Origin of the sequence: Streptomyces sp. Inha503 (genome assembly GCF_047215865.1) — a bacterium.
In the GTDB taxonomy this organism is placed as follows: Bacteria; Actinomycetota; Actinomycetes; order Streptomycetales; family Streptomycetaceae; genus Streptomyces; species Streptomyces lycopersici.
In genome coordinates, this window is the sequence record NZ_CP178360.1 from 9,408,820 (window position 1) to 9,427,598 (window position 18,779).

General features: G+C 72.4%; 17 protein-coding genes. 7 read left to right on the forward strand and 10 right to left on the reverse strand.

The features are described from left to right. Window positions 1–67: 67 nt before the first annotated feature. The gene (locus tag ACJX2R_RS39885; RefSeq protein ID WP_262700856.1) at window positions 68–598 is read left to right on the forward strand and encodes an NUDIX hydrolase; all 531 of its coding nucleotides are present in this window, start codon (window positions 68–70) and stop codon (window positions 596–598) included. Window positions 599–637: 39 nt separating this feature from the next. Here the strand turns inward: ACJX2R_RS39885 and ACJX2R_RS39890 are convergent, their stop codons facing one another. Further along, a complete protein-coding gene (locus ACJX2R_RS39890; RefSeq protein ID WP_262700857.1) occupies window positions 638–895 on the reverse strand; it encodes a hypothetical protein in 258 nt (85 codons plus the stop codon). A 271-nt stretch (window positions 896–1,166) separates the two neighbouring features. Between ACJX2R_RS39890 and ACJX2R_RS39895 the strand changes: the two genes are divergently transcribed. Beyond that, window positions 1,167–1,955 carry an MgtC/SapB family protein gene (locus tag ACJX2R_RS39895; protein WP_413104051.1) on the forward strand — a complete coding sequence of 263 codons (789 nt, stop codon included), beginning with the start codon at window positions 1,167–1,169 and terminating at the stop codon, window positions 1,953–1,955. 19 nt (window positions 1,956–1,974) lie between these two features. Here ACJX2R_RS39895 and ACJX2R_RS39900 read toward each other — a convergent pair whose 3' ends face one another. The 4 genes from ACJX2R_RS39900 to ACJX2R_RS39915 all read right to left on the reverse strand — a co-directional run bounded on the left by ACJX2R_RS39900 (window position 1,975) and on the right by ACJX2R_RS39915 (window position 6,842). After that, entirely contained in the window at window positions 1,975–2,886 is a 912-nt protein-coding gene (locus tag ACJX2R_RS39900) for a GlxA family transcriptional regulator (protein ID WP_413104052.1), read from the reverse strand. After that, window positions 2,883–3,434: a cysteine hydrolase family protein gene (locus ACJX2R_RS39905; protein WP_413104053.1), complete on the reverse strand. Its 552-nt coding sequence runs from the start codon at window positions 3,432–3,434 to the stop codon at window positions 2,883–2,885. Before ACJX2R_RS39905 ends, ACJX2R_RS39900 begins: the two co-directional genes overlap by 4 nt. Before the next feature lie 108 nt (window positions 3,435–3,542). Further along, window positions 3,543–4,400, reverse strand: coding sequence for a 3-hydroxybutyryl-CoA dehydrogenase (locus tag ACJX2R_RS39910; RefSeq protein ID WP_020867173.1), 858 nt, complete (start codon window positions 4,398–4,400; stop codon window positions 3,543–3,545). 123 nt (window positions 4,401–4,523) lie between these two features. Beyond that, window positions 4,524–6,842, reverse strand: coding sequence for a xyloglucanase (locus ACJX2R_RS39915; RefSeq protein ID WP_413104054.1), 2,319 nt, complete (start codon window positions 6,840–6,842; stop codon window positions 4,524–4,526). A 304-nt stretch (window positions 6,843–7,146) separates the two neighbouring features. Between ACJX2R_RS39915 and ACJX2R_RS39920 the strand changes: the two genes are divergently transcribed. Beyond that, window positions 7,147–8,379, forward strand: a complete 1,233-nt coding sequence (locus ACJX2R_RS39920; protein WP_413104055.1) for a glycoside hydrolase family 10 protein — start codon at window positions 7,147–7,149, stop codon at window positions 8,377–8,379. Between the two features lie 164 nt (window positions 8,380–8,543). Here ACJX2R_RS39920 and ACJX2R_RS39925 read toward each other — a convergent pair whose 3' ends face one another. Together ACJX2R_RS39925 and ACJX2R_RS39930 are read right to left on the reverse strand one after the other, a co-directional pair. Further along, entirely contained in the window at window positions 8,544–8,750 is a 207-nt protein-coding gene (locus ACJX2R_RS39925) for a DUF1918 domain-containing protein (RefSeq protein ID WP_020867170.1), read from the reverse strand. A gap of 83 nt (window positions 8,751–8,833) precedes the next feature. After that, window positions 8,834–10,024, reverse strand: coding sequence for a DMT family transporter (locus ACJX2R_RS39930; RefSeq protein ID WP_413104056.1), 1,191 nt, complete (start codon window positions 10,022–10,024; stop codon window positions 8,834–8,836). Here ACJX2R_RS39930 and ACJX2R_RS39935 point away from each other — a divergent pair. Further along, on the forward strand, window positions 10,023–11,477 hold the full coding sequence (locus ACJX2R_RS39935) for a PLP-dependent aminotransferase family protein (RefSeq protein ID WP_413104057.1): 1,455 nt from the start codon (window positions 10,023–10,025) through the stop codon (window positions 11,475–11,477). The two genes, ACJX2R_RS39930 and ACJX2R_RS39935, sit on opposite strands and share 2 nt — an antisense overlap. 938 nt (window positions 11,478–12,415) lie before the next feature. After that, the gene (locus ACJX2R_RS39940; RefSeq protein ID WP_413104058.1) at window positions 12,416–12,988 is read left to right on the forward strand and encodes a histidine phosphatase family protein; all 573 of its coding nucleotides are present in this window, start codon (window positions 12,416–12,418) and stop codon (window positions 12,986–12,988) included. Here ACJX2R_RS39940 and ACJX2R_RS39945 read toward each other — a convergent pair. Continuing rightward, complete coding sequence (locus ACJX2R_RS39945) at window positions 12,942–13,295, reverse strand: hypothetical protein (protein WP_413104059.1); 354 nt, start codon at window positions 13,293–13,295, stop codon at window positions 12,942–12,944. The genes ACJX2R_RS39940 and ACJX2R_RS39945 overlap by 47 nt on opposite strands. Window positions 13,296–13,494: 199 nt before the next feature. On the opposite strand from ACJX2R_RS39945, the gene ACJX2R_RS39950 reads away from it, so the two are divergent. Beyond that, window positions 13,495–15,714 carry an NADP-dependent isocitrate dehydrogenase gene (locus tag ACJX2R_RS39950; RefSeq protein WP_262700864.1) on the forward strand — a complete coding sequence of 740 codons (2,220 nt, stop codon included), beginning with the start codon at window positions 13,495–13,497 and terminating at the stop codon, window positions 15,712–15,714. A gap of 91 nt (window positions 15,715–15,805) precedes the next feature. Here the strand turns inward: ACJX2R_RS39950 and ACJX2R_RS39955 are convergent, their stop codons facing one another. Both ACJX2R_RS39955 and ACJX2R_RS39960 read right to left on the reverse strand, forming a co-directional pair. Further along, complete coding sequence (locus ACJX2R_RS39955; protein ID WP_413106065.1) at window positions 15,806–17,023, reverse strand: PP2C family protein-serine/threonine phosphatase; 1,218 nt, start codon at window positions 17,021–17,023, stop codon at window positions 15,806–15,808. A 192-nt stretch (window positions 17,024–17,215) separates the two neighbouring features. Further along, window positions 17,216–17,803 carry a TetR/AcrR family transcriptional regulator gene (locus ACJX2R_RS39960; RefSeq protein WP_413104060.1) on the reverse strand — a complete coding sequence of 196 codons (588 nt, stop codon included), beginning with the start codon at window positions 17,801–17,803 and terminating at the stop codon, window positions 17,216–17,218. A 70-nt stretch (window positions 17,804–17,873) separates the two neighbouring features. On the opposite strand from ACJX2R_RS39960, the gene ACJX2R_RS39965 reads away from it, so the two are divergent. Then, window positions 17,874–18,767 (forward strand): NADP-dependent oxidoreductase, encoded by an 894-nt coding sequence (locus tag ACJX2R_RS39965; protein WP_413104061.1) that lies wholly within the window; start codon window positions 17,874–17,876, stop codon window positions 18,765–18,767. The last annotated feature ends 12 nt before the right edge of the window (window positions 18,768–18,779 follow it).

Consider the following 18,779-nt stretch of genomic DNA (forward strand, 5'->3'; position numbering starts at 1 on the left):
CGCGGGTCCGCACTCTCGTCAGCGGGTGGCCCAGGATGGCCTCCCGTGCGACGAAAGGTGGCTGACAGTGCGCTGGAAGAACCTCAGGGAGCGGACCGTGTACGAGAACCGATGGTTCCGGGTCAACCTCGCCGATGTCCGGCTCCCCGACGGACGTCAACTCGACCACTATCTGATCCGGCTGCGCCCGGTGGCCGTGGCCACCGCGGTCAACGCGGCCAACGAGGTGCTGCTGCTGTGGCGGCACCGGTTCATCACCGACGCCTGGGGCTGGGAGCTGGCCGCGGGCGTCGTCGAGGACGGCGAGGAGATCGCCGACGCCGCGGCCCGGGAGATGGAGGAGGAGACCGGCTGGCGGCCCGGCCCGCTGCGTCATCTGCTCTCCGTCGAGCCGTCCAACGGGCTCACCGACGCACGGCACCACATCTACTGGGCCGAGGAGGCGTCGTACGTCGGACACCCGGAGGACGACTTCGAGTCGGACCGCCGCGAGTGGGTGCCGCTGAAGCTGGTGCCCGACCTGGTGGCGCGGGGCGAGGTGCCCGCGGCCAACATGGCGGCCGCGCTGCTGCTGCTCCACCACATCAGGCTCGGCTAGGGTCAGAACGACCCTGGGCCGGGCCGGCGGCCGTCCGGGCTAGTGTCCCGCCGCCTGCCATACCGCGACGGCCAGGGCGGACAGCCCGGTCAGCGCGGCGATGGAGGGCAGCGGCCAGCGTCCGTGCTCCAGTATCCGTATCCGCCCGCCCAGTTGGTTCACGTCCTCCTCAGCCTGCTCTCCGCGGTGGTCGAGCAGGGCGAGCCGGCCGTCGACGCGGGTGAAGCCCACTTCGACGGTCCGGCGCAGTTCCGCGAGCTCCACGGCTAACGCGGCTTGCTCGGGCTCGGTGGTCACGGGTTGATCCCCTTCCGGATGTAACGTCCATGCAGTGGTGACGCTCCGAGTCAAGCGCATGCCCAGGTGGTGCGGGAGCGTGTGTGGGGATGGTGTGTGAGTCACCGGCGCACACCCCGTGCGAAAGGCGGTACTCAGCGGATACCCGGCGGGTACTCAGCGGGTACCCGGCGGGTACTCATGGGGGACGGCGGTCTCCGGGAAGGGGCCGTGAGGGGCGGGCGGACCGGATGGATCGCGTCCATCCACAGGCCGGACGGAAGGGACGGATGTGGCACTGATCGCCGCTCCGATGTGGGAATTCGGTGCCGACCAGGGAGTGCGGCAGTTCGCCGAGCTCGGCGTCGCGCTGGTGCTGTCCACCCTGATCGGGCTCGAGAGGGCGGTGCAGCAGAAGAGCGCCGGGCTGCGCACCCACACCCTGGTGGGTGTGGGCAGCGCCCTGTTCATGCAGGTCTCCCAGTACGGCTTCAGCGATGTGCTGTTCCGCGACCACGTCGGCCTCGACCCCTCGCGGGTGGCGGCGCAGATCGTCTCCGGTATCGGCTTCATCGGGGGCGGCCTGATCTTCGTCCGGCGGGACGCCGTCCGCGGGCTGACCACCGCCGCGACCGTCTGGCTGACCTGTGCGGTGGGCATGGCCTGCGGCGGTGGTCTGGCCCTGCTGGCCACCGCCGCCACCGCGGTGCACTTCCTGGTGATCCGTGGCTACCCGGTGCTCACCCGCCGGCTGCCGACCGTCTGGTCGGCCGAACGGGTGGAGCTTCAACTCTCGTACCGCGTGGGCGCCGGGCTGCTGCCCCGCGTGCTGGAGCTGTGCACGGCCGCCGGGTACAAGGTGGGCCGGGTCCGGGTGGACCGGGCGCCGTGGAAGGGCCGGGACCGCACCACCCGGATCGTCCGGGCCGAGGAGGAGGCCCGGCCCGCCGATACGGGGGTCGCCGAGGTGGTGCTCGCGCTCGAGGGCACCGGGGACGTCCTGCGGCTGGTCGGGGAGATCTCCGAGCTGGACGGCGTCCTCGGCGCCGATGCGGGCCACGACCTCGACGGCTCCGACTGACGGTCGCACATCGCCTGGGTCAGGGCGTCCGCGCCCGGAGGCGGCGCAGCATCCGCGCGTCGTCGAACCCCACGTCCCGCGCCGCGGCCGTCACCGTCGCCCCCTGGCCGATCAGATGCTCCGCGCGCTCCAGCCGCAGCGTCTGCTGGTAGCGCAGCGGGGTGAGGCCGCCGGTGGCGCGGGTGAACAGCCGGGTGAGGGTGCGTTCGCTGACCCCGGCCCCGACGGCCAGCCGCGCCAGCGACAGCGGTTCGGTGAACCGCGCGTCGATGACGTCCTGGACCCGGTGGACCACGTCGTCCAGATGGGCGCGATGCCGCAGCATGGCGCTGGCCTGCGGCTCATCGCCGTTGCGGCGGGCGTAGACGACCATGCTCCGGGCCACCTGGGCGGCGAGCGCCGGTCCGTGCCGTACGGCGAGCAGATGCAGCGCCAGATCGATACCGCTGGCGATGCCCGCCGAGGTCACGACCCGGTCGTCGGTGGTGAACAGCACATCCCGGACCACCGTCGCCCGGGGGTGCCGGGCCGCCAGCTCGTCCTGGAGCTCATGGTGGGTGGTGCACCGGCGGCCGTCCAGCAGCCCCGCCCGCCCCAGCGCCAGCGCCCCGGCGCATACGCTGGCCACGGTGCCCCCTGCCGCGTGGTGGGCGCACAGCCGCTCAAGCGACTCCGGGCCGGGAACCCGGCCGTCGTGCGGTGGTGAGATCCGCCAGCCCGGCACCACGACCAGGTCGTCCGGGCCCGTCGCCGGCCACTCGGTTCGCGCGTTCAGCGTCAGACCCTGAGCGGTGGGAACGAGCTCCCGCTCGGCCACATAGCCGAGCTCATAGGGCAGCCCGAGGTCCGCCGCCGTGCCGAAGACCTGCGCCGGTCCGGCCAGGTCGAGCAGATGGACCCCGGGCACCAGCACGAACACGACCCGGCTCATGCCGTGGAGGCCCCCGACTCCGCCTCCAGCTCGGCCACCGTGGCGATCCGGGCGAACCGGTCCCGCAGCACCGCCTCCGTACGCTCCACGATCGCCTCGGCGCCCAACGCGCCGATCGGATGGGTCGTGGTGGCGTCGGTGACGAACACGACCCCGTACCCCAGATCGCTGCCGACCCGGGCGGTGGTCTCCACGCACTGCTCGGTGCGGATCCCGCAGACCACCAGCTCGCGCACGCCCGCCTCGGTCAGCAGCCGCTGGAGCCGGGTGGTGGTGAAGGCGTTGTGGGCGGTCTTGTGGAGGACCGGCTCACCCGGAGCGGGCCGCTCCAGCTCCTCCAGCAGCCGGATCCGCCCCTGCTCCGGGTCGAAGGCGCCCCCGCTGCCGGGCTCGGTGTGCAGCACCCAGATCACCTGGTCCCCCTCGGCGCGGGCGAGGCGGACCAGCCGGTTGACCGGATCCGCGATCTTCGGGTTGGCGATCCGCTCCCAGGACGGGAGGGCGCGGAAGGATTCCTGGACATCGATGACGATCAGCGCTCGCTTCATGGTCCCCAGTCTGACCAGGGACGAACGCCCCCGGCCAGGCACGATCGGGACCGGTGGCGGAACGATCCGGTCAGCGGCGCCGTCATCCGGAACGAGCCGCGCGCCCGCTCAGTACGAGTAGAAGCCCGAGCCCGTCTTGCGTCCCATCCGGCCCGCGTCCACCATCCGCAGCAGCAGCGGGGGAGCGGCGTACAGCGGCTCCTTGTACTCCTCGTACATCGAGTCGGCGATCGCCACGATGGTGTCCAGGCCGATCAGATCGGACAGCTTCAGCGGGCCCATCGGATGGGCGCAGCCCAGCTCCATGCCGTTGTCGATGTCCTCGCGGCTGGCGATCCCGGACTCGAACATCCGGATGGCGGACAGCAGATACGGAATGAGCAGCGCGTTGACCACGAACCCCGCGCGGTCCTGGGCGCGGATGGCGTGCTTGCCCAGGATGTCGCCGACCAGCGCCTCGGAGCGCTTGATCGTCTCGTCACCGGTGGTGAGCGCCGGGATCAGCTCCACCAGCGACTGCACCGGCGCCGGGTTGAAGAAGTGGATGCCGATGACCTGGTCGGGCCGGGAGGTGGCGACGGCCAGCTTGACCAGCGGGATGGAGGAGGTGTTGGAGGCCAGGATCGCGTCCGGGCGGGTCACCACCTGGTCGAGGACCTGGAAGATCTCCGTCTTGATCTGCTCGTTCTCGACGACCGCCTCGATCACCAGATCGCGGTCGGAGAATTCCCCCAGATCGGTGGTGAAGCTCAGCCGGTCCAGCGTCGCGTCGCGCTGCTCCTCGGTGATCTTGCCGCGCTCCGCGGCCTTGCCGAGGGAGTTGGTCAGCCGGGTACGCCCTATCTCCAGGGCCTCGCCCGTGGTCTCCGCGACCATGACGTCCAGGCCGGATCGGGCGCACACCTCCGCGATGCCCGCGCCCATCTGGCCACAGCCCACCACTCCGACGCGTTCGATGTCGGTCACATCGTGCCTTTCGCTGGTCCAACTGTCCGTTGTGCCGTCCCCCTGTCGCCCCAGACGTTACCTTCCGGTTATCGGCGGGGGGCGGGCCGGGTCCGGGTATCCGGCCCCGGTCCGCCCCCGCCGTCAGGAGATGTCGCCGCGCAGGATGCCGCGCCCGTTGGTGGCCACGTAGACCCGTCCGTAGACCCGTGGGTCGCCGGTGATGGAGGCGCCCGTCCAGCCCCACTGGTGGGCGTCGTCGTTGATCCGGGTCCAGCTCGCCCCGGCGTCGGTGGAGCGGAAGACGCCGCGTACGCCGCCGATTCTCGCGCTGGTGTAGAGCGCCGGGTACGAGGCGCCCGGCGCCGCCTTGCCGAAGCCGATGGTGTCCGCCTGCTGGACACCGCTCAGCTTGGTGAAGGTCGCGCCGGAGTCGGTGGAGTGCCACAGTCCGTACGCCCCGCCCGTGCTGCCGCCCGCGAGCCAGATGTCGCCCTCGGCGCCCGGCAGCGCCTTGAACCGTGCCGGGCCGTCGGCCGGCAGCCCGGAGGACGCCTTGGCGGTGAAGGTGGCGCCGCCGTCGGTGGAGACGTAGAAGGTGCCCGCCTTGAAGCCGTAGAACTTCTTGGGGTTCTTGCGGTCGGACTCCACGACCGCTCCGGCGGGGATGCCGCTCGACGCCGACCAGGAGTTGCCGAAACCGGTGGTGTGGTAGACGGCCGAGGTGCCCTCCGGGGCCCAGACGAAGCCGCTGCCGTCGGCCGCCGCGGCCACCGTGCCGCCGCCGGTGACCCCGGACGGCTCACTGCCCTGGAACCAGTTGGCGCCGTTGTCGGTCGAGAAGGCGATCCGCGGCGCGGAGTCGTTGTTGCCCACCCGGACCACGGTGTTCGGGTTGGTCTCGGCGTAGTCCAGGCTGGTGGTCGTGGTGAACGTGGGCGAGGTGTACATCCTCGCGGGCACCGCGTCGAGATCGGTGTGGCGGAAGCCCCCGATGTCACCGAGCGCGCTGAGCAGCGGGGCGCCGGTGGGCGGGCTGGCCAGATCGTTGACCGCCGTCTCCTCCAGGCCCCTGACCATGGGCGTGATGGCGATTTTGCCGCCCGCGTCCCAGTTTCCGAGGTTCTCCGTGCCGTAGACCGTCGCTCCCGTGCCGTACATCATCCGGTTGGAGTCGAACGGGTCGATCTCCAGCGCCTCGGTCATCCAGCCCAGCTTCGGGGTGACTTCGGGCGGGGTGGGGTTGGTGCCGAAGGTCAGCCAGGGGACGGCGCTGACGTCCTGGGTGTAGCGGAAGGACCGGTTCGGATAGCTGGTGAAGTCCCAGGCCCGGGTCCAGGTGGCGCCGGAGTCGGTGGAGCGGAAGATCTGGGTGTCCGGCCACCAGGAGCTGTAGCCGGTCACCATCAGCGTGCCCGGCTTCTGACGGTCCACCGTGAGTCCGCTGTAGCCGAAGTAGGTGTCGGCGTCCGCCATGGGGCTGATGTTCTTCCACTCCCCGGTGGCCGTGGTGTACCGCCACACCTGGCCCTTCTCCCCGTCGTAGGGGCCGCCCTTGTCGCTGGTGGTCAGGTACAGATAGCCGTTCTTGGCGTCCAGGACGCCCTTGTGGGAGAGATAGCCGGTGGGCTGCCCGGCCACCCGCGACCAGGTGGCGCCCGCGTCCGTCGAGCGGTAGACGGTGTTGTCCTTGTCGGCCACGCCCACGTAGATGGTCTTCGTGGCGCTGCCGGAGGAGCCGGTGCGCTCACCGAAGGTCACCCACACCACGCCCTGGTTGTCGCTCAGGTAGCCGCTGGTGTCGCTCGCGTCCTGGACGTATGTGCCGGGGTTGGGGAAGGACGTCACCTTCGACCAGGTGACACCGGAGTCGGTCGAGCGCCACAGCCCGTTGCCGCTCGGCGCGCCGAGGTAGAGCACGCTGTTCCGGTTGGGGTCCACCGCCAGCCGCTCACCCATGCCGCGGCCGGGCATGTTGCCGCCCAGCTTGAAGGGGAGGGTGGTGGACTGCCAGCTGGCGCCCCGGTTGGACGAGCGCAGGACCGCGCCGTTGCCCGGGTCCCAGCTGTTGGTGTACGTACCGGCCGCCACATAGACCTTGTTGGGATCCACCGAGTCGCTGGCCAGGCTCACCACTCCGGTCCAGCCCCAGTGGTCCCAGTCCAGCGAGTCCAGCAGCGGCACCCACCGCTTGCCGGACTGGTCCCAGCGGTACGCCCCGCCGATGTCGGTGCGGGCGTAGGCGAGGTTCTTCTCCTTGCGGTTGAAGACGATGCCGGGGACGAAGCCGCCGCCGTCCACGCGGACGTTCTTCCAGGTGTAGGCGTCGGCCTGGGCGGCGCCCCGGGCGGGGGCGGCTTCTGGGCGGGCCGCGGCGGGGGAGGCCGCCGCGGTGAGTAAGCCGCCGACGAGCGCCAGCGCGGCCATGAGCGCGCCGACCGGTCTTCTGCCGTTGCTGCGCACGGGAACTTCCTCTCCGGACGTGGGGGTAGTGAGGGGTGAGGGCCATGCGGGCGAGGGTATTTGGGAGCGCTCCCATGCGTGCGTCATTCGATGCTAGCGGCCGGATGGCCGTGCGAGAAGGGTGAAGTCAAGGGGTCCTCAAGGGGTGTTGGGCCCGGCCGCCCCGGAATCGCGGTAAGCATTGCCGGGTGCCCCACAAGGGCCCCATCATCAGCGGGAGTTGCCACCACATCGGGCTCGCCGCCCCATGGCGCCCGGCGCACGCTCACGTTGACGGCACGACCGAGGCGAGGAGTTGGGTTTCATGGGTCGGATCACGCGCAGAAGTCTCACGGTGGCGGCCGCCGGAGCCCTGGCCGCCACCGTCACGGCGGGTGACGCGCTGGCGGAGGGGCGGGGTGGTGGGCACCGGCCCGAGTTCCGCGGGATGTGGCTGGCCACCGTGGCCAACCGCGACTGGCCGTCCAGGCCCGGTCTCGCTCCGGAGCAGCAGCGGGCCGAGCTGCTGGGCTTCCTCGACACCGCCGTGAGCCGCCGGCTCAACGCGGTGGTCTTCCAGGTGCGGCCGACGGCGGACGCCCTGTGGCCCTCGCCGTACGAGCCGTGGGCGGAGTGCCTCACCGGTGTCCAGGGCAAGGACCCGGGCTGGGATCCGCTGGGCACCGCCGTGCGCGAGGCGCACCGGCGCGGTCTGGAGCTGCACGCCTGGTTCAATCCGTACCGGATCGCCAACCACACCGACCCCTCACGGCTGGTCCCCACCCATCCGGCCCGGGTGCACCCCGATTGGGTGGTGCCGTACGGCGGGAAGCTCTACTACAACCCCGGGCTGCCCGAGGTCCGCCGCTTCGTCCAGGACGCCATGCTGGACGCGGTCGCGCGCTATGACATCGACGCCGTCCACTGGGACGACTACTTCTACCCGTATCCGGTGGCCGGTCAGGTCTTCGACGACGACGCGGCGTACGAGCGCCACGGCGCGGGGTTCCCGGACCGCGCGGCCTGGCGGCGGAACAACATCGACCGCCTGGTGTACGAGACGGCCGTGCGCGTAAAACGTCTCAAGGGGCGGGTGCGGTTCGGCATCAGCCCCTTCGGCGTCTGGCGCAACCAGGCCACCGACCCGCTTGGCTCCGCCACCACGGCGGGGGTGCAGACCTACGACGACCTCTACGCGGACACCCGTGGCTGGGTGCGGCGGGGCTGGCTGGATTACGTCGTCCCGCAGGTCTACTGGAACATCGGCTTCGCCGCCGCCGACTACGGGGTGCTCGTCCCCTGGTGGTCGGAGGCGGTCCGGGGCACCGGGGTGAACCTCTACATCGGCGAGGCGCTCTACAAGGCGGGCGATCCGGCGCAGCCCGCGCCCTGGCAGGACCCGGCGGAGCTGTCCCGGCACCTCACCCTCGGCCGAGGCTTTCCCCAGGTGCGCGGCAATGTGTACTTCTCGGCGAAGGAAGTGGCCGCCGACCGCAACGGCGCCATGGCGCGTGTGGTCGCCGACCACTATCCGTATCGCGTCCGTCCGCCCCGCTGACCCGGGCCCCGCCTCGCGGGGGCGGTCAACACCCGACGATATGCGGCTCCGCCGCGTAGGGGATCCGCCGCGTAGGGGCTCCCACGCGTGGGGGCTTCGCCCCTGGACCCCGGGGTCCAGGGGCGAAGCCCTTGGTAGCGGGAAGGGGCGGAGAGGGGAAAGACCTAACGCTGCCCGGGGCCGGCGGCCAGGTGACGGACGACCGAGTCGGGCCCGGGGGAGAACAGGCACTCGTGTCCGTCGTCTTCGTAACGCACGCGGTAGGGCGGTTCCCCGTTATCCCCGAGCACTTCGATGATCTCCGCTACACGATCGTGAATTCCGACAACCCTGCCGTGCACCAGCAGCTTGTCGCCTACGGTCGCCTCCATGTGCGTGACCTCCCGTCCGCTGGAGGGCAATGCGATCTGCTGAGGACGATGCCATCCCTGACGATGCCATCCCTGAGGCCAGTCTATGGCCGGTTGTCCTGGTTTGCTCCGGCCGGGGGGTGACTCCGGTCCATCGCTTCGGGGATCCGGTCCACCGCTTCCGGAATCCGGTCCGCCCCTTCGACGGTTTCGGACCGACCCGTACGGCCGGGGCCGGAAGCCCGTACCGCCCCGGCCGGGACCCGGGCCCGCTGTGTCACCCCGATGCACACCAGCACCGCGACGGCGGCGATCGGGGCGGCGGGGGTCAGCGTCTCGCCGAGCAGCAGCACCGACCAGACCAGGGTGAGCAGTGGCTGGGCCAGTTGGAGCTGGCTGGCCCTGGCCACTCCGATGGCGGCCATCCCCCGGTACCAGACCACCAGGCCTACGAACTGCGAACCGACCGCCAGCCACAGCAGCCCGGCCACCGCACGGCCGCCGAGGTGGACGTCCTCGCCCAGCAGCGCGAGCGCCGCGCCCGGCACCGACAGCGGCAGACAGCCCACCAGCGCCCAGCCGATCACCTGCCAGCCCGGCATATGGCCGGCCAGCCGGCCGCCCTCGGTGTAGCCCGCCGCGCACACCAGCAGCGCGCCGAACAGATACAGATCGCCGGTGGTGAGCGCCCCGCCGCTCTGCTGCACCGCGAAGGCGATCACGACCGCGGCCCCGGCCAGCGCCGCCGCCCAGAACACCCGTGAGGGCCGCACTCCGGTGCGTACGGCCGAGAAGGCGGCGGTGGTGAGCGGCAGCAGGCCGACCACCACGGCCGCGTGCGCGGTGGTGGAGGTCTGAAGGGCGAGCGTGGTCAGCAGCGGGAAGCCCACGACGACCCCGGCCGCGACGACCAGCAGCCCCGGCCAGTGGCGGCGGTCCGGCACCGGGACCCGCAGGGCGGCCAGCGCCCCGCCCGCGATCAGTGCGGCGAGCACCACCCGGCAGGTGGTCACCGTCCAGGGGTCGAGGCCGGTGAGCGCCCAGGCGGTGGCGGGGAAGGTGAGGGAGAAGGCGGCCACGCCGAGCGCGGCGAGCAGGGTGCCGGTACGGAGGGCGAACGGCGTCGGGAGCGCCGGGGCCGCCCGGGCGTCGCCCTCGGTCCGGGCGCCGCCCCGGGCCGGGGCGGCGCCGCCGCGCGGAAGGGGGCCGTCACCCTGGGCGGGGTCGTCATCCGTGACGGGGCCACCGCTCACCGCTATCGCGCTGCCGTCAGTAGCGCTATCCTGTGCTGTCATGCAGCAGCGTAGCAGTGTGACTGAACTCGCGGGATCCCTGCGGAGGGAGCTGAACCGCTACTCACCCGGAGAGAAGCTGCCGTCCAGTCGGGCCCTGGTCGAGCGCCACCGGGTGAGCCCGGTGACCGTCTCCCGCGCCCTTGCCGCGCTCGTCGCCGAAGGGCTGGTGGTCACCCGCCCCGGCGCCGGTGCCTTCCGCGCCGACCGGCCAAGGGCCGGGGCGCCGCGGCCGGGCGACACCTCCTGGCAGGAGGTCGCGCTGAGCGTGGAGACGGCCGGTGAGTCGGTGCCGCGCTCGGTGGATGCCTCCGGCGTCCTGGCCACGCTCGCCGCCCCGCCGCCCGGGATCCTGGAGTTCAACGGCGGCTATCTGCACTCCTCACTCCAGCCGGAGCGGGCGCTGGCCGCCGCCCTGGCCCGCGCCGGGCGGCGGCCCGGCGCCTGGGACCGCCCGCCGGTGGAGGGCCTGCCCGAACTGCGCGCCTGGTTCGCCCGCGAGATCGGCGGCCCGGCCGGGGTCATCGGCGCCTCCGACGTCCTGGTCACCGCGGGCGGCCAGTCCGCGCTCACCTGCGCGCTGCGCGCGCTCGCGCCGCCCGGCGCGCCCGTCCTCGTCGAATCGCCCACCTACCCCGGCATGCTCGCCGCCGCCCGCGCCTCCGGGCTGCGCCCGGTCCCGGTGCCGGTGGACGCCGACGGGGTACGCCCCGAACTGCTCGCCGAGGCGCTGCGGGCGACCGGCGCCCGGGTCTTCGTCTGCCAGCCGCTGTTCCAGAACCCCACCGGCGCGATGCTCTCCGCCGGGCGGCGCCGTGAGGTGCTCGCGATCGCCCGCGAGGCGGGCGCGTTCGTGGTGGAGGACGACTTCGCGCGCCGGCTCGTCCACGAGGACGCGGGCCCGCTGCCCGCCACCCTCGCCGCCGACGACCCCGACGGGGCGGTGGTCCATGTCTGCTCGCTCACCAAGGCCACCTCGCCCAGCCTGCGGGTGGGCGCGCTCGCCGCCCGCGGCCCCGCGCTGGAGCGGCTGCGCGCGATCCAGGTGGTCGACAGCTTCTTCGTGCCCCGCCCGCTCCAGGAGACCGCCCTGGAACTCGTCGGCGCGCCCTCCTGGCCCCGCCATCTGCGCACCGTGGGCGCCGAGCTGCACACCCGCCGCGATGCGCTCGTCACCGCCGTACGGCGGGAGCTGCCCGCGCTTGAGCTGCGCCATGTCCCGCCCGGCGGCTACCACCTGTGGCTGCGGCTGCCCCAGGGCACCGACGAGGCCGCCCTCGCCTCCGCCGCGCTGCGCGCCGGGGTCGCCGTCGCCCCCGGCCGCCCGTACTTCTGCGCCGAACCGCCCGCGCCGCATGTGCGGCTGAGCTTCGCGTCGGTGGCGGGCACCGGTGAACTGGCCGAGGGGGTGCGGCGGTTGCGCACCGCGTGCGAGGAGGTGCTGGCGGGGGGTTAGGGGCGCCCCCCGGGCCTTACCTGCGGCGGACTGCTCCCCTCCCCGCCCCTTCCCGAACCCGGGGCTCCGCCCCAGCCCCCGCCCCGGGACCGCGTCCCGGGCCTCGGGGCGGGGGGGTGCGTCCCAGGCCCCGGCCCAGGGCTGCGTCCCAGGCCCCCGGCCGGGGCTGTGTCCCGGGCCCCGGTGCTGGGGGCGCGCCCCGGATTTCGAAGCTGGGGCTGCGTCCCGGGCCTCGGAGCTGGGGGTGCGTCCCAGGCCCCGGCCCAGGGCTGCGTCCCAGGCCCCGCCCGGGGCTGTGTCCCGGGCTCCGGAGCTGGGGCTGTGTCCCGGGCTTCGGAGCTGGGGCTGTGTCCCGGGCTCCGGAGCTGGGGCTGTGTCCCGGGCTCCGGAGCTGGGGGTGCGTGTCTCGGACTCCGGAGCTGGGGCTGGGCCCCGGGCTCCGAAGCTGGGGGTGCGAAGCTGGGGGTGCGCCCCAGATTTCGAAGCTGGGGCTGTGTCCCAGGCCCCGGCCCAGGGCTGCGTCCCAGGCCCCCGGCCCGGGGCCGCGTCCCCGGCCGGGGGCTGGGGCCGCGTCCCGGATCCCGGTGCTGGGGCTGTGTCCCGGGCCCCGAAGCTGGGGGTGCGCCCCAGATCCCGAAGCCGGAGCTCCGTTCCAGGCGCCCGGCCGGGGCTCCGGCCCAGACTCCGGGCCGAGGCTCCCCTTCTCTCAGCATCGCTAGGCGGCTCCGCCGCCCGGCGGGCTGCGTCCCAGGCCTTCGGGGTCCAGGGGCGGAGCCCTTGGTATCGGGAAGGGGCGGGGAGGGGAAAGTTCCGCCGGTCGCGCCCACGCGGCGGAGCCGCACACCGACACAGCCCCGCGCCCTTCGGGGCGGCCCCCCGAATAGCCCTTCTCCTGGGTACGGGCCCTGGCGCCGCGGCCGTGACCCTACGATGCCGGGATGACGTTTCGGCTGACGCTGGTCGCCGCCGGCCGCAGCTCCTCCCGGCTGGGGGAGCGCTTCGGCGACGACCGGCCGCTGGATTCGGAGGGCCGGCTCGCCGCCGAGCGCGCGGCCCCCGGGCTGCTGCCGCTGGCCGCGGCGGAGCTGCGCTACTGCTCGCCGTCGACCCGCAGCCGGGAGACCGGCGACGCGCTGGGCTTCACGCCACTGGTCCAACTCGCCCTGCGCGACTGCGACATGGGCCGCTGGGCGGGCCGTTCCCTCGCCGATGTGATGGCGCGCGAACCCACGGAGGTGGACGCCTGGCTCGGCGATCCGCGCTCCGCACCGCACGGCGGGGAGTCGCTGCACGCGTTCATCATGCGGATCGGCGGCTGGCTGGACACCCGCCCGGCCGAGGACCACGCCAAGATGGTGGCCGTGGCCGACCCCGGGGTGGTCCGCGCCGCCCTGATGTACGCGATCAAGGCGCCGCCGCACTGCTACTGGAACGTCGACGTCCGCCCGCTCTCCACGGTCACCCTCACCGGCCGCGCGGGCGAGTGGCGGCTGCGCGTGGACGGTACGTGAGAGTGGCCGGTACGTGAGGGTGGCCGGTACGTGAGAGTGGCCGGTACGTGAGGGTGGCCGGTACGTGAGAGTGGCCGGTACGTGTGAGCGGTCGGTACGTGAGAGTGGTCCAGATGTCGATGCCGGCGTGCCGGTAGTCCGGATCGGTCTCGGCCGACCACTGGATGAAGCCGATCACCGCACCCCCGAACTCGATGGTCAGCCGCTCGGCGCCGGGCTCGGCCAGATCCTCGCGCCCCGCCGCCACCAGGTCCTCACCGCCCCGCCAGCGCGCGTACACCTCGGGCGTGGCGCGGATCGCGGCCAAGGAGGGAGCATCGGAAGGGACGGTGGGGCGCAGCACCCCCCCGCGCGCCCCGCAGAGTCGTCGGCATGGACCGGACGATCCCATCGGATCGCGGGCCGTGACCAGGGTGCGGCCTTCTGCCCAGGGCCCTTTCGGGAAAGCGCTCGGCACCAGATATCTTGATGTCGAGCAATGTTGCAGACGTGGAGCGGAGCACCCGGTGACTGACTCGACCATCATCTATACGCACACGGACGAGGCCCCTGCCCTCGCGACGTACTCGTTCCTGCCGGTGATCGAGGCGTACGCCTCCACGGCCGGGGTCGGCGTGGAGAGCCGGGACATCTCCCTGGCGGGCCGGATCATCGCCCAGTTCCCCGAGCACCTGGAAGAGGGCCAGCGCATCCCCGACGCCCTCGCCGAGCTGGGTGACCTTGCCAAGACCCCCGAGGCCAACATCATCAAGCTGCCGAACATCTCGGCCTCGATCCCGCAGCTGAAGGCCGCGGTCGCCGAGCTCCAGCAGCAGGGCTACGCGCTGCCGGACTACCCGGACGACCCGAAGACCGACGAGGAGCGGGAGATCCGCGCCCGTTACGACAAGGTCAAGGGCTCCGCGGTGAACCCGGTGCTGCGCGAGGGCAACTCCGACCGCCGCGCCGCCGCCGCCGTGAAGAACTACGCCAAGGCCAACCCGCACCGCATGGGCGCCTGGACGGCCGACTCCAAGACCAATGTGGCCCACATGGACACCGACGACTTCCGCTCCACCGAGAAGTCCGTGGTGATCCCGGAGGACGGCTCGCTGCGCATCGAGCTGGCGGGCGACGACGGCTCCACCACCGTGCTGCGCGAGTCCGTGCCGGTGCTGGCGGGCGAGGTCGTGGACGCCTCCGTGATGCGCGTCGCGGCGCTGCGCGAGTTCCTCTCGGCGCAGGTGGCCCGCGCCAAGGCGGAGGGTGTGCTGTTCTCGCTGCACCTGAAGGCCACGATGATGAAGGTCTCCGACCCGATCGTCTTCGGCCACGGCGTACGCGCCTTCTTCCCCAAGACCTTCGCCGAGCACGGTGAAACCCTCGCCGCCGCCGGTCTGACCCCGAACGACGGCCTGGGCGGCATCCTCAAGGGCCTGGAGGCCCTGCCCGAGGGCGCGGCGATCAAGGCGTCCTTCGACGCCGAGCTGGCCGAGGGCCCGGAGCTGGCCATGGTCGACTCCGACCGCGGCATCACCAACCTGCATGTGCCGTCCGACGTCATCGTCGACGCCTCCATGCCGGCCATGATCCGCACCTCCGGCCATATGTGGGGCCCGGACGGCGAGGAGCACGACACCCTCGCGGTGATCCCGGACAGCAGCTACGCCGGGATCTACCAGGCCGTCATCGACGACTGCCGCGCCCACGGCGCCTTCGACCCGGCCACGATGGGTTCGGTGCCCAACGTCGGTCTGATGGCGCAGAAGGCCGAGGAGTACGGCAGCCACGACAAGACCTTCGAGATCCCCACCACCGGCACCGTCCGGGTCCTGGACGGGGCGGGCAACGCGGTGCTCGAGCAGGTCGTCGGCGCCGGTGACATCTTCCGGATGTGCCAGACCAAGGACGTGCCGATCCAGGACTGGGTCAAGCTGGCCGTCACCCGCGCCCGCGCCACCGGGGACCCGGCCGTCTTCTGGCTGGACGAGGGCCGGGCCCACGACGCCAACCTCATCGAGAAGGTCAAGGCGTACCTGCCGGAGCACGACACCGAGGGCCTGGACATCAGGATCCTGGACCCGGTAGAGGCGATCAAGCTCTCCCTCGAGCGGATCCGCCGCGGCGAGAACACGATCTCGGTCACCGGCAACGTCCTGCGTGACTACCTGACCGACCTGTTCCCGATCCTGGAGCTGGGCACCAGCGCCAAGATGCTCTCGGTCGTCCCGCTGATCAACGGCGGCGGTCTGTTCGAGACCGGCGCGGGCGGCTCGGCGCCCAAGCACGTCCAGCAGCTGGTCAAGGAGAACTACCTGCGCTGGGACAGCCTGGGCGAGTTCCTGGCCCTCGCGGTCAGCTTCGAGCACCTCGCGCAGAAGACGGGCAACGCGCGGGCCCAGATCCTCGCCGACACCCTCGACCGGGCGACCGGCACCTTCCTGGCCGAGAACAAGTCGCCCAGCCGTCGCGTCGGCGGTATCGACAACCGCGGCAGCCACTTCTACCTGGCCCTGTACTGGGCCCAGGAGCTGGCCAAGCAGACCGACGACGCCGACCTGGCCAAGGCGTTCGCCCAGCTCGCCGACACGCTCTCCACCCAGGAGCAGACGATCGTCGACGAACTGCTCGCGGTCCAGGGCTCCCCGGCCGACATCGGTGGCTACTACCGGCCCGACACCGCCAAGGCCTCGGCCGTCATGCGCCCGTCCGCGACCCTCAACCAGGCCCTCGCCACCCTCGGCTGACCCGCCTGGCGCGCACCTGACGCACCACCGCACCACAGCGCACCACACCGCACCGCCCCGGCCGGCACTCGCCCGGCCGGGGCGGTGGCGGCTATGTGGCGGGGACGCCCATCAGGGCCGCGGCCTGATCGGTGGGGCCGGGCACCGGGCCCAGCCATTCGCAGAGCAGGACGGTGGCGTCGTCCTGGAGGCGGCCGTCGTGGTGGGCCATGACGGCCCCGACCAGACGGCGCAGCGTCTCCGGAACGGGCAGCCCGTCGGCGTGCTGCCGGATGAGGAAGTCGACGAACCGGGTCAGGCCGAATTCGCGGCCGCCGGGGCGCCGGGCCTCGGTGATGCCGTCGGTGTAGAACACGAGGCGGTCGCCGGGCTGGAGCTGTTCGCGGCACAGTGTGGCCTCCAGCCCCAGTCCCAGCCCCAGCCTCATGCCCAGGGGGAGGCCCGGGGGGCACCGCAGACGGGTGGTCCAGCGGCCGCCGCGGATGATCAGCGGCGGATGGTGGCCGAAGCTGACCCAGCGCAGCTCCCCGCTGCGGGTGTCCAGATCGGCCAGGACACCGGTGGCGTAGTGGCCTCCCTGGAACTGCTCGATGAGCGCCTCGTCGACCCGCTCGCCGGTCCGCACCAGGTCGGCGCGGCGGCGGCGGGCGTTGCGGCACGCTCCCAGGGCGAGGTTGGCGGTCAGCCCGGCCGCGGTGTCGTGCCCCATCGCGTCGAAGACCGCCAGGCGCACCATCGGTCCGTCGGTGGCGTAGTCGTACGCGTCCCCGCTGATGTCGAACGCCGGCTCCATGACGGCGGAGATGGCCACCCGGCCGTCCGCGTAGGTGGTCTGTGGCATCAGCCGCCACTGCATTTCGGCCGCGATGGTCATCGCCTCGCTGCCCACCAGCCGGGCGAACGCGTCGCTGAAGTCGCGCTTGCTGACCACGATGAGCGCCACCAGGGCGGAGAGCAGTTTCATGTCCTCGCGGGCCCGTGCGTCGTCGGTGGCCGTGGTGACCCGCAGCAGACCCATGCGCTCGGTGCCGTTCAACAGCGGCACCCACCACTGGTGGCGGCCCGGTTCGGCGGGGGCCGCGGGCAGCACCTCCCCGTACTGGTAGGCCCGGCCCGGCACGGTGCCCTCGACCTTCAGCTCCTCCGGTACCCCGTCCTCCGGTACCCCGCCCTCCCGTCCCACGGCGCCCGAGGCGGTCAGCTCCCGCAGTACGCGCCGCCGCACATCGACCAGATAGATCTGCACCTGGCCGATACCGGCGGGTGCCGCATGCTCGGCCACGGTGAGCGGCAGCATCTCCAGCGGCATCAGATGGCTGGCGGCCAGCAGCTCGCCGAGCAGCCGCCTGCTGCCCGACTCCCGACTCCGGTCCGTCACGACCGCTCCCTCTCGTCCGAGGCCGCGGATCGCGGCCCGGCACCCCTTCAGTGTCGCGCGGAACGGTTCCTCACGTACGTCGAGTCACGACGTCGAGAAGCGGTCACGTACGTCGAGAACGGATCACGTACGTCGAGAAGGTGAGGCGACCTCCCAGGCCGCCTCGATCATCCGGAAGATCTCGTCCACCGCGGCCTCCGGATCCGCCGCCTCACGGGCCAGCGCATAGGCGTCGATCACGAACCTCGCGATCGTCCGGCAGGCCGTGGTGGTCTGTGACCGGCCGGGGTCGGCCGCGATGGCCGTCGCCAGCGACTCCGCATGGCGCAGCCTCATCGACTCCTCGTACTCCCGCAGGTCGGGCGATGCGTCGATCATCTGCCAGATCGGCGCGGCGCCATCCGCCGAGCAATGGCGCACCAGGGCATGGATCTCGTGGCGCAGCGCGGGGAGGAGCGGTTCGTGCGGCGCCCGGCCGGTGACCGCCCGGGTGAGGCGTTGTTCGAAGTCCTGGTCCTGCTCGAACACCAGGGCCTCTTTCGAGGCGAAGTGGGAGAAGAGCGTGGTGACGGCCACGTCGGCCTCGGCGGCCACGTCACGGATGCCCACCGCGTCGTACCCGCGTTCCAGGAAGAGCCGCAGGGCGGCATCGGCGATCTTCTGGCGGGTCGCGGCCTTCTTGCGCTCACGGCGTCCGGGCGGCACGGTCATGCCCGCACGCTATCAGATGCAAAACCGTAACGGTTTTTAAACCCTAACGGTTAGTGTTACGGTCGGTCGCATGAAGAGAGTGAGCTTCGCCGAGTTCGGCGGTCCGGACGTTCTGCAACTCATAGACGCCGAGGAGCCCCACGCGGGCCCCGGCCAGATACGCGTCGCCGTACGGGCGGCGGGCGTGAACCCCGTCGACTGGCGGATCCGTGAAGGCCAGATCCTGGGGGCCCATCCGGTCGAACTGCCCTCCGGGGTCGGGCTGGACGCCTCCGGGGTGGTGGACGAGGTCGGTGAGGGTGTCGAAGGGGTCGAGGTCGGAGACCGTGTGTTCGGCGAGGGTTCGAGCACCTACGCCGAGTTCGCCGTGCTGTCGGCCTGGGCCCGGATGCCCGAGGGGCTGACGTTCGAGGAGGCGGCCGGGTACCCCTCCGTGGTGGAGACCGCGCTGCGCGTCATCCGCGAGGTCGGTGTGCGGCCCGGGCAGACGCTGCTGGTCAGCGGCGCGTCCGGGGGAGTCGGATCGGCGGTGCTCCAGATCGCCCGCGACCGCGGCATCACGGTGATCGGCACGGCCGGGGCCGCGAACCAGGACTATCTGCGGAGCCTGGGTGCCGTCCCCACGACGTACGGCGAGGGCTGGGTCGAGCGGGTGCGGCGGCTCGGCCGGGTCGACGCGGCGCTCGATCTGGCCGGTTCGGGCGTGATCCGCGAGCTCGTCGAGCTGACCGGGGACCCGCGGAAGGTGATCTCCATCGCCGACCTCGGCGCGCCGGAGCTCGGTGTCCGATTCTCCGGTGTGGCCGGGAGCGTGCCGGAAGCGCTGGCCGAGGCCGTCGACCTCATCACGCGAGGGAGGCTCCACATCCCGGTCGAGAAGTCGTACCCGCTCGCCGAGGCCGCGGCGGCGCACATCGACAGCCACGCCGGTCATACGCGCGGGCGCCGGGTCATCGTCGTCTGAGCCGCTTCACCT

Bases quoted from the DNA above. Each gene is read 5' to 3' on its own strand.
- ACJX2R_RS39930 (WP_413104056.1), bottom strand. From the start codon at position 10,024: ATGACAGCACAGGATAGCGCTACTGACGGCAGCGCGATAGCGGTGAGC.
- ACJX2R_RS39925 (WP_020867170.1), bottom strand. From the start codon at position 8,750: ATGGAGGCGACCGTAGGCGACAAGCTGCTGGTGCACGGCAGGGTTGTC.
- ACJX2R_RS39940 (WP_413104058.1), top strand. From the start codon at position 12,416: ATGACGTTTCGGCTGACGCTGGTCGCCGCCGGCCGCAGCTCCTCCCGG.
- ACJX2R_RS39935 (WP_413104057.1), top strand. From the start codon at position 10,023: ATGCAGCAGCGTAGCAGTGTGACTGAACTCGCGGGATCCCTGCGGAGG.
- ACJX2R_RS39965 (WP_413104061.1), top strand. From the start codon at position 17,874: ATGAAGAGAGTGAGCTTCGCCGAGTTCGGCGGTCCGGACGTTCTGCAA.
- ACJX2R_RS39955 (WP_413106065.1), bottom strand. From the start codon at position 17,023: ATGCCGCTGGAGATGCTGCCGCTCACCGTGGCCGAGCATGCGGCACCC.
- ACJX2R_RS39905 (WP_413104053.1), bottom strand. From the start codon at position 3,434: ATGAAGCGAGCGCTGATCGTCATCGATGTCCAGGAATCCTTCCGCGCC.
- ACJX2R_RS39900 (WP_413104052.1), bottom strand. From the start codon at position 2,886: ATGAGCCGGGTCGTGTTCGTGCTGGTGCCCGGGGTCCATCTGCTCGAC.
- ACJX2R_RS39960 (WP_413104060.1), bottom strand. From the start codon at position 17,803: ATGACCGTGCCGCCCGGACGCCGTGAGCGCAAGAAGGCCGCGACCCGC.
- ACJX2R_RS39920 (WP_413104055.1), top strand. From the start codon at position 7,147: ATGGGTCGGATCACGCGCAGAAGTCTCACGGTGGCGGCCGCCGGAGCC.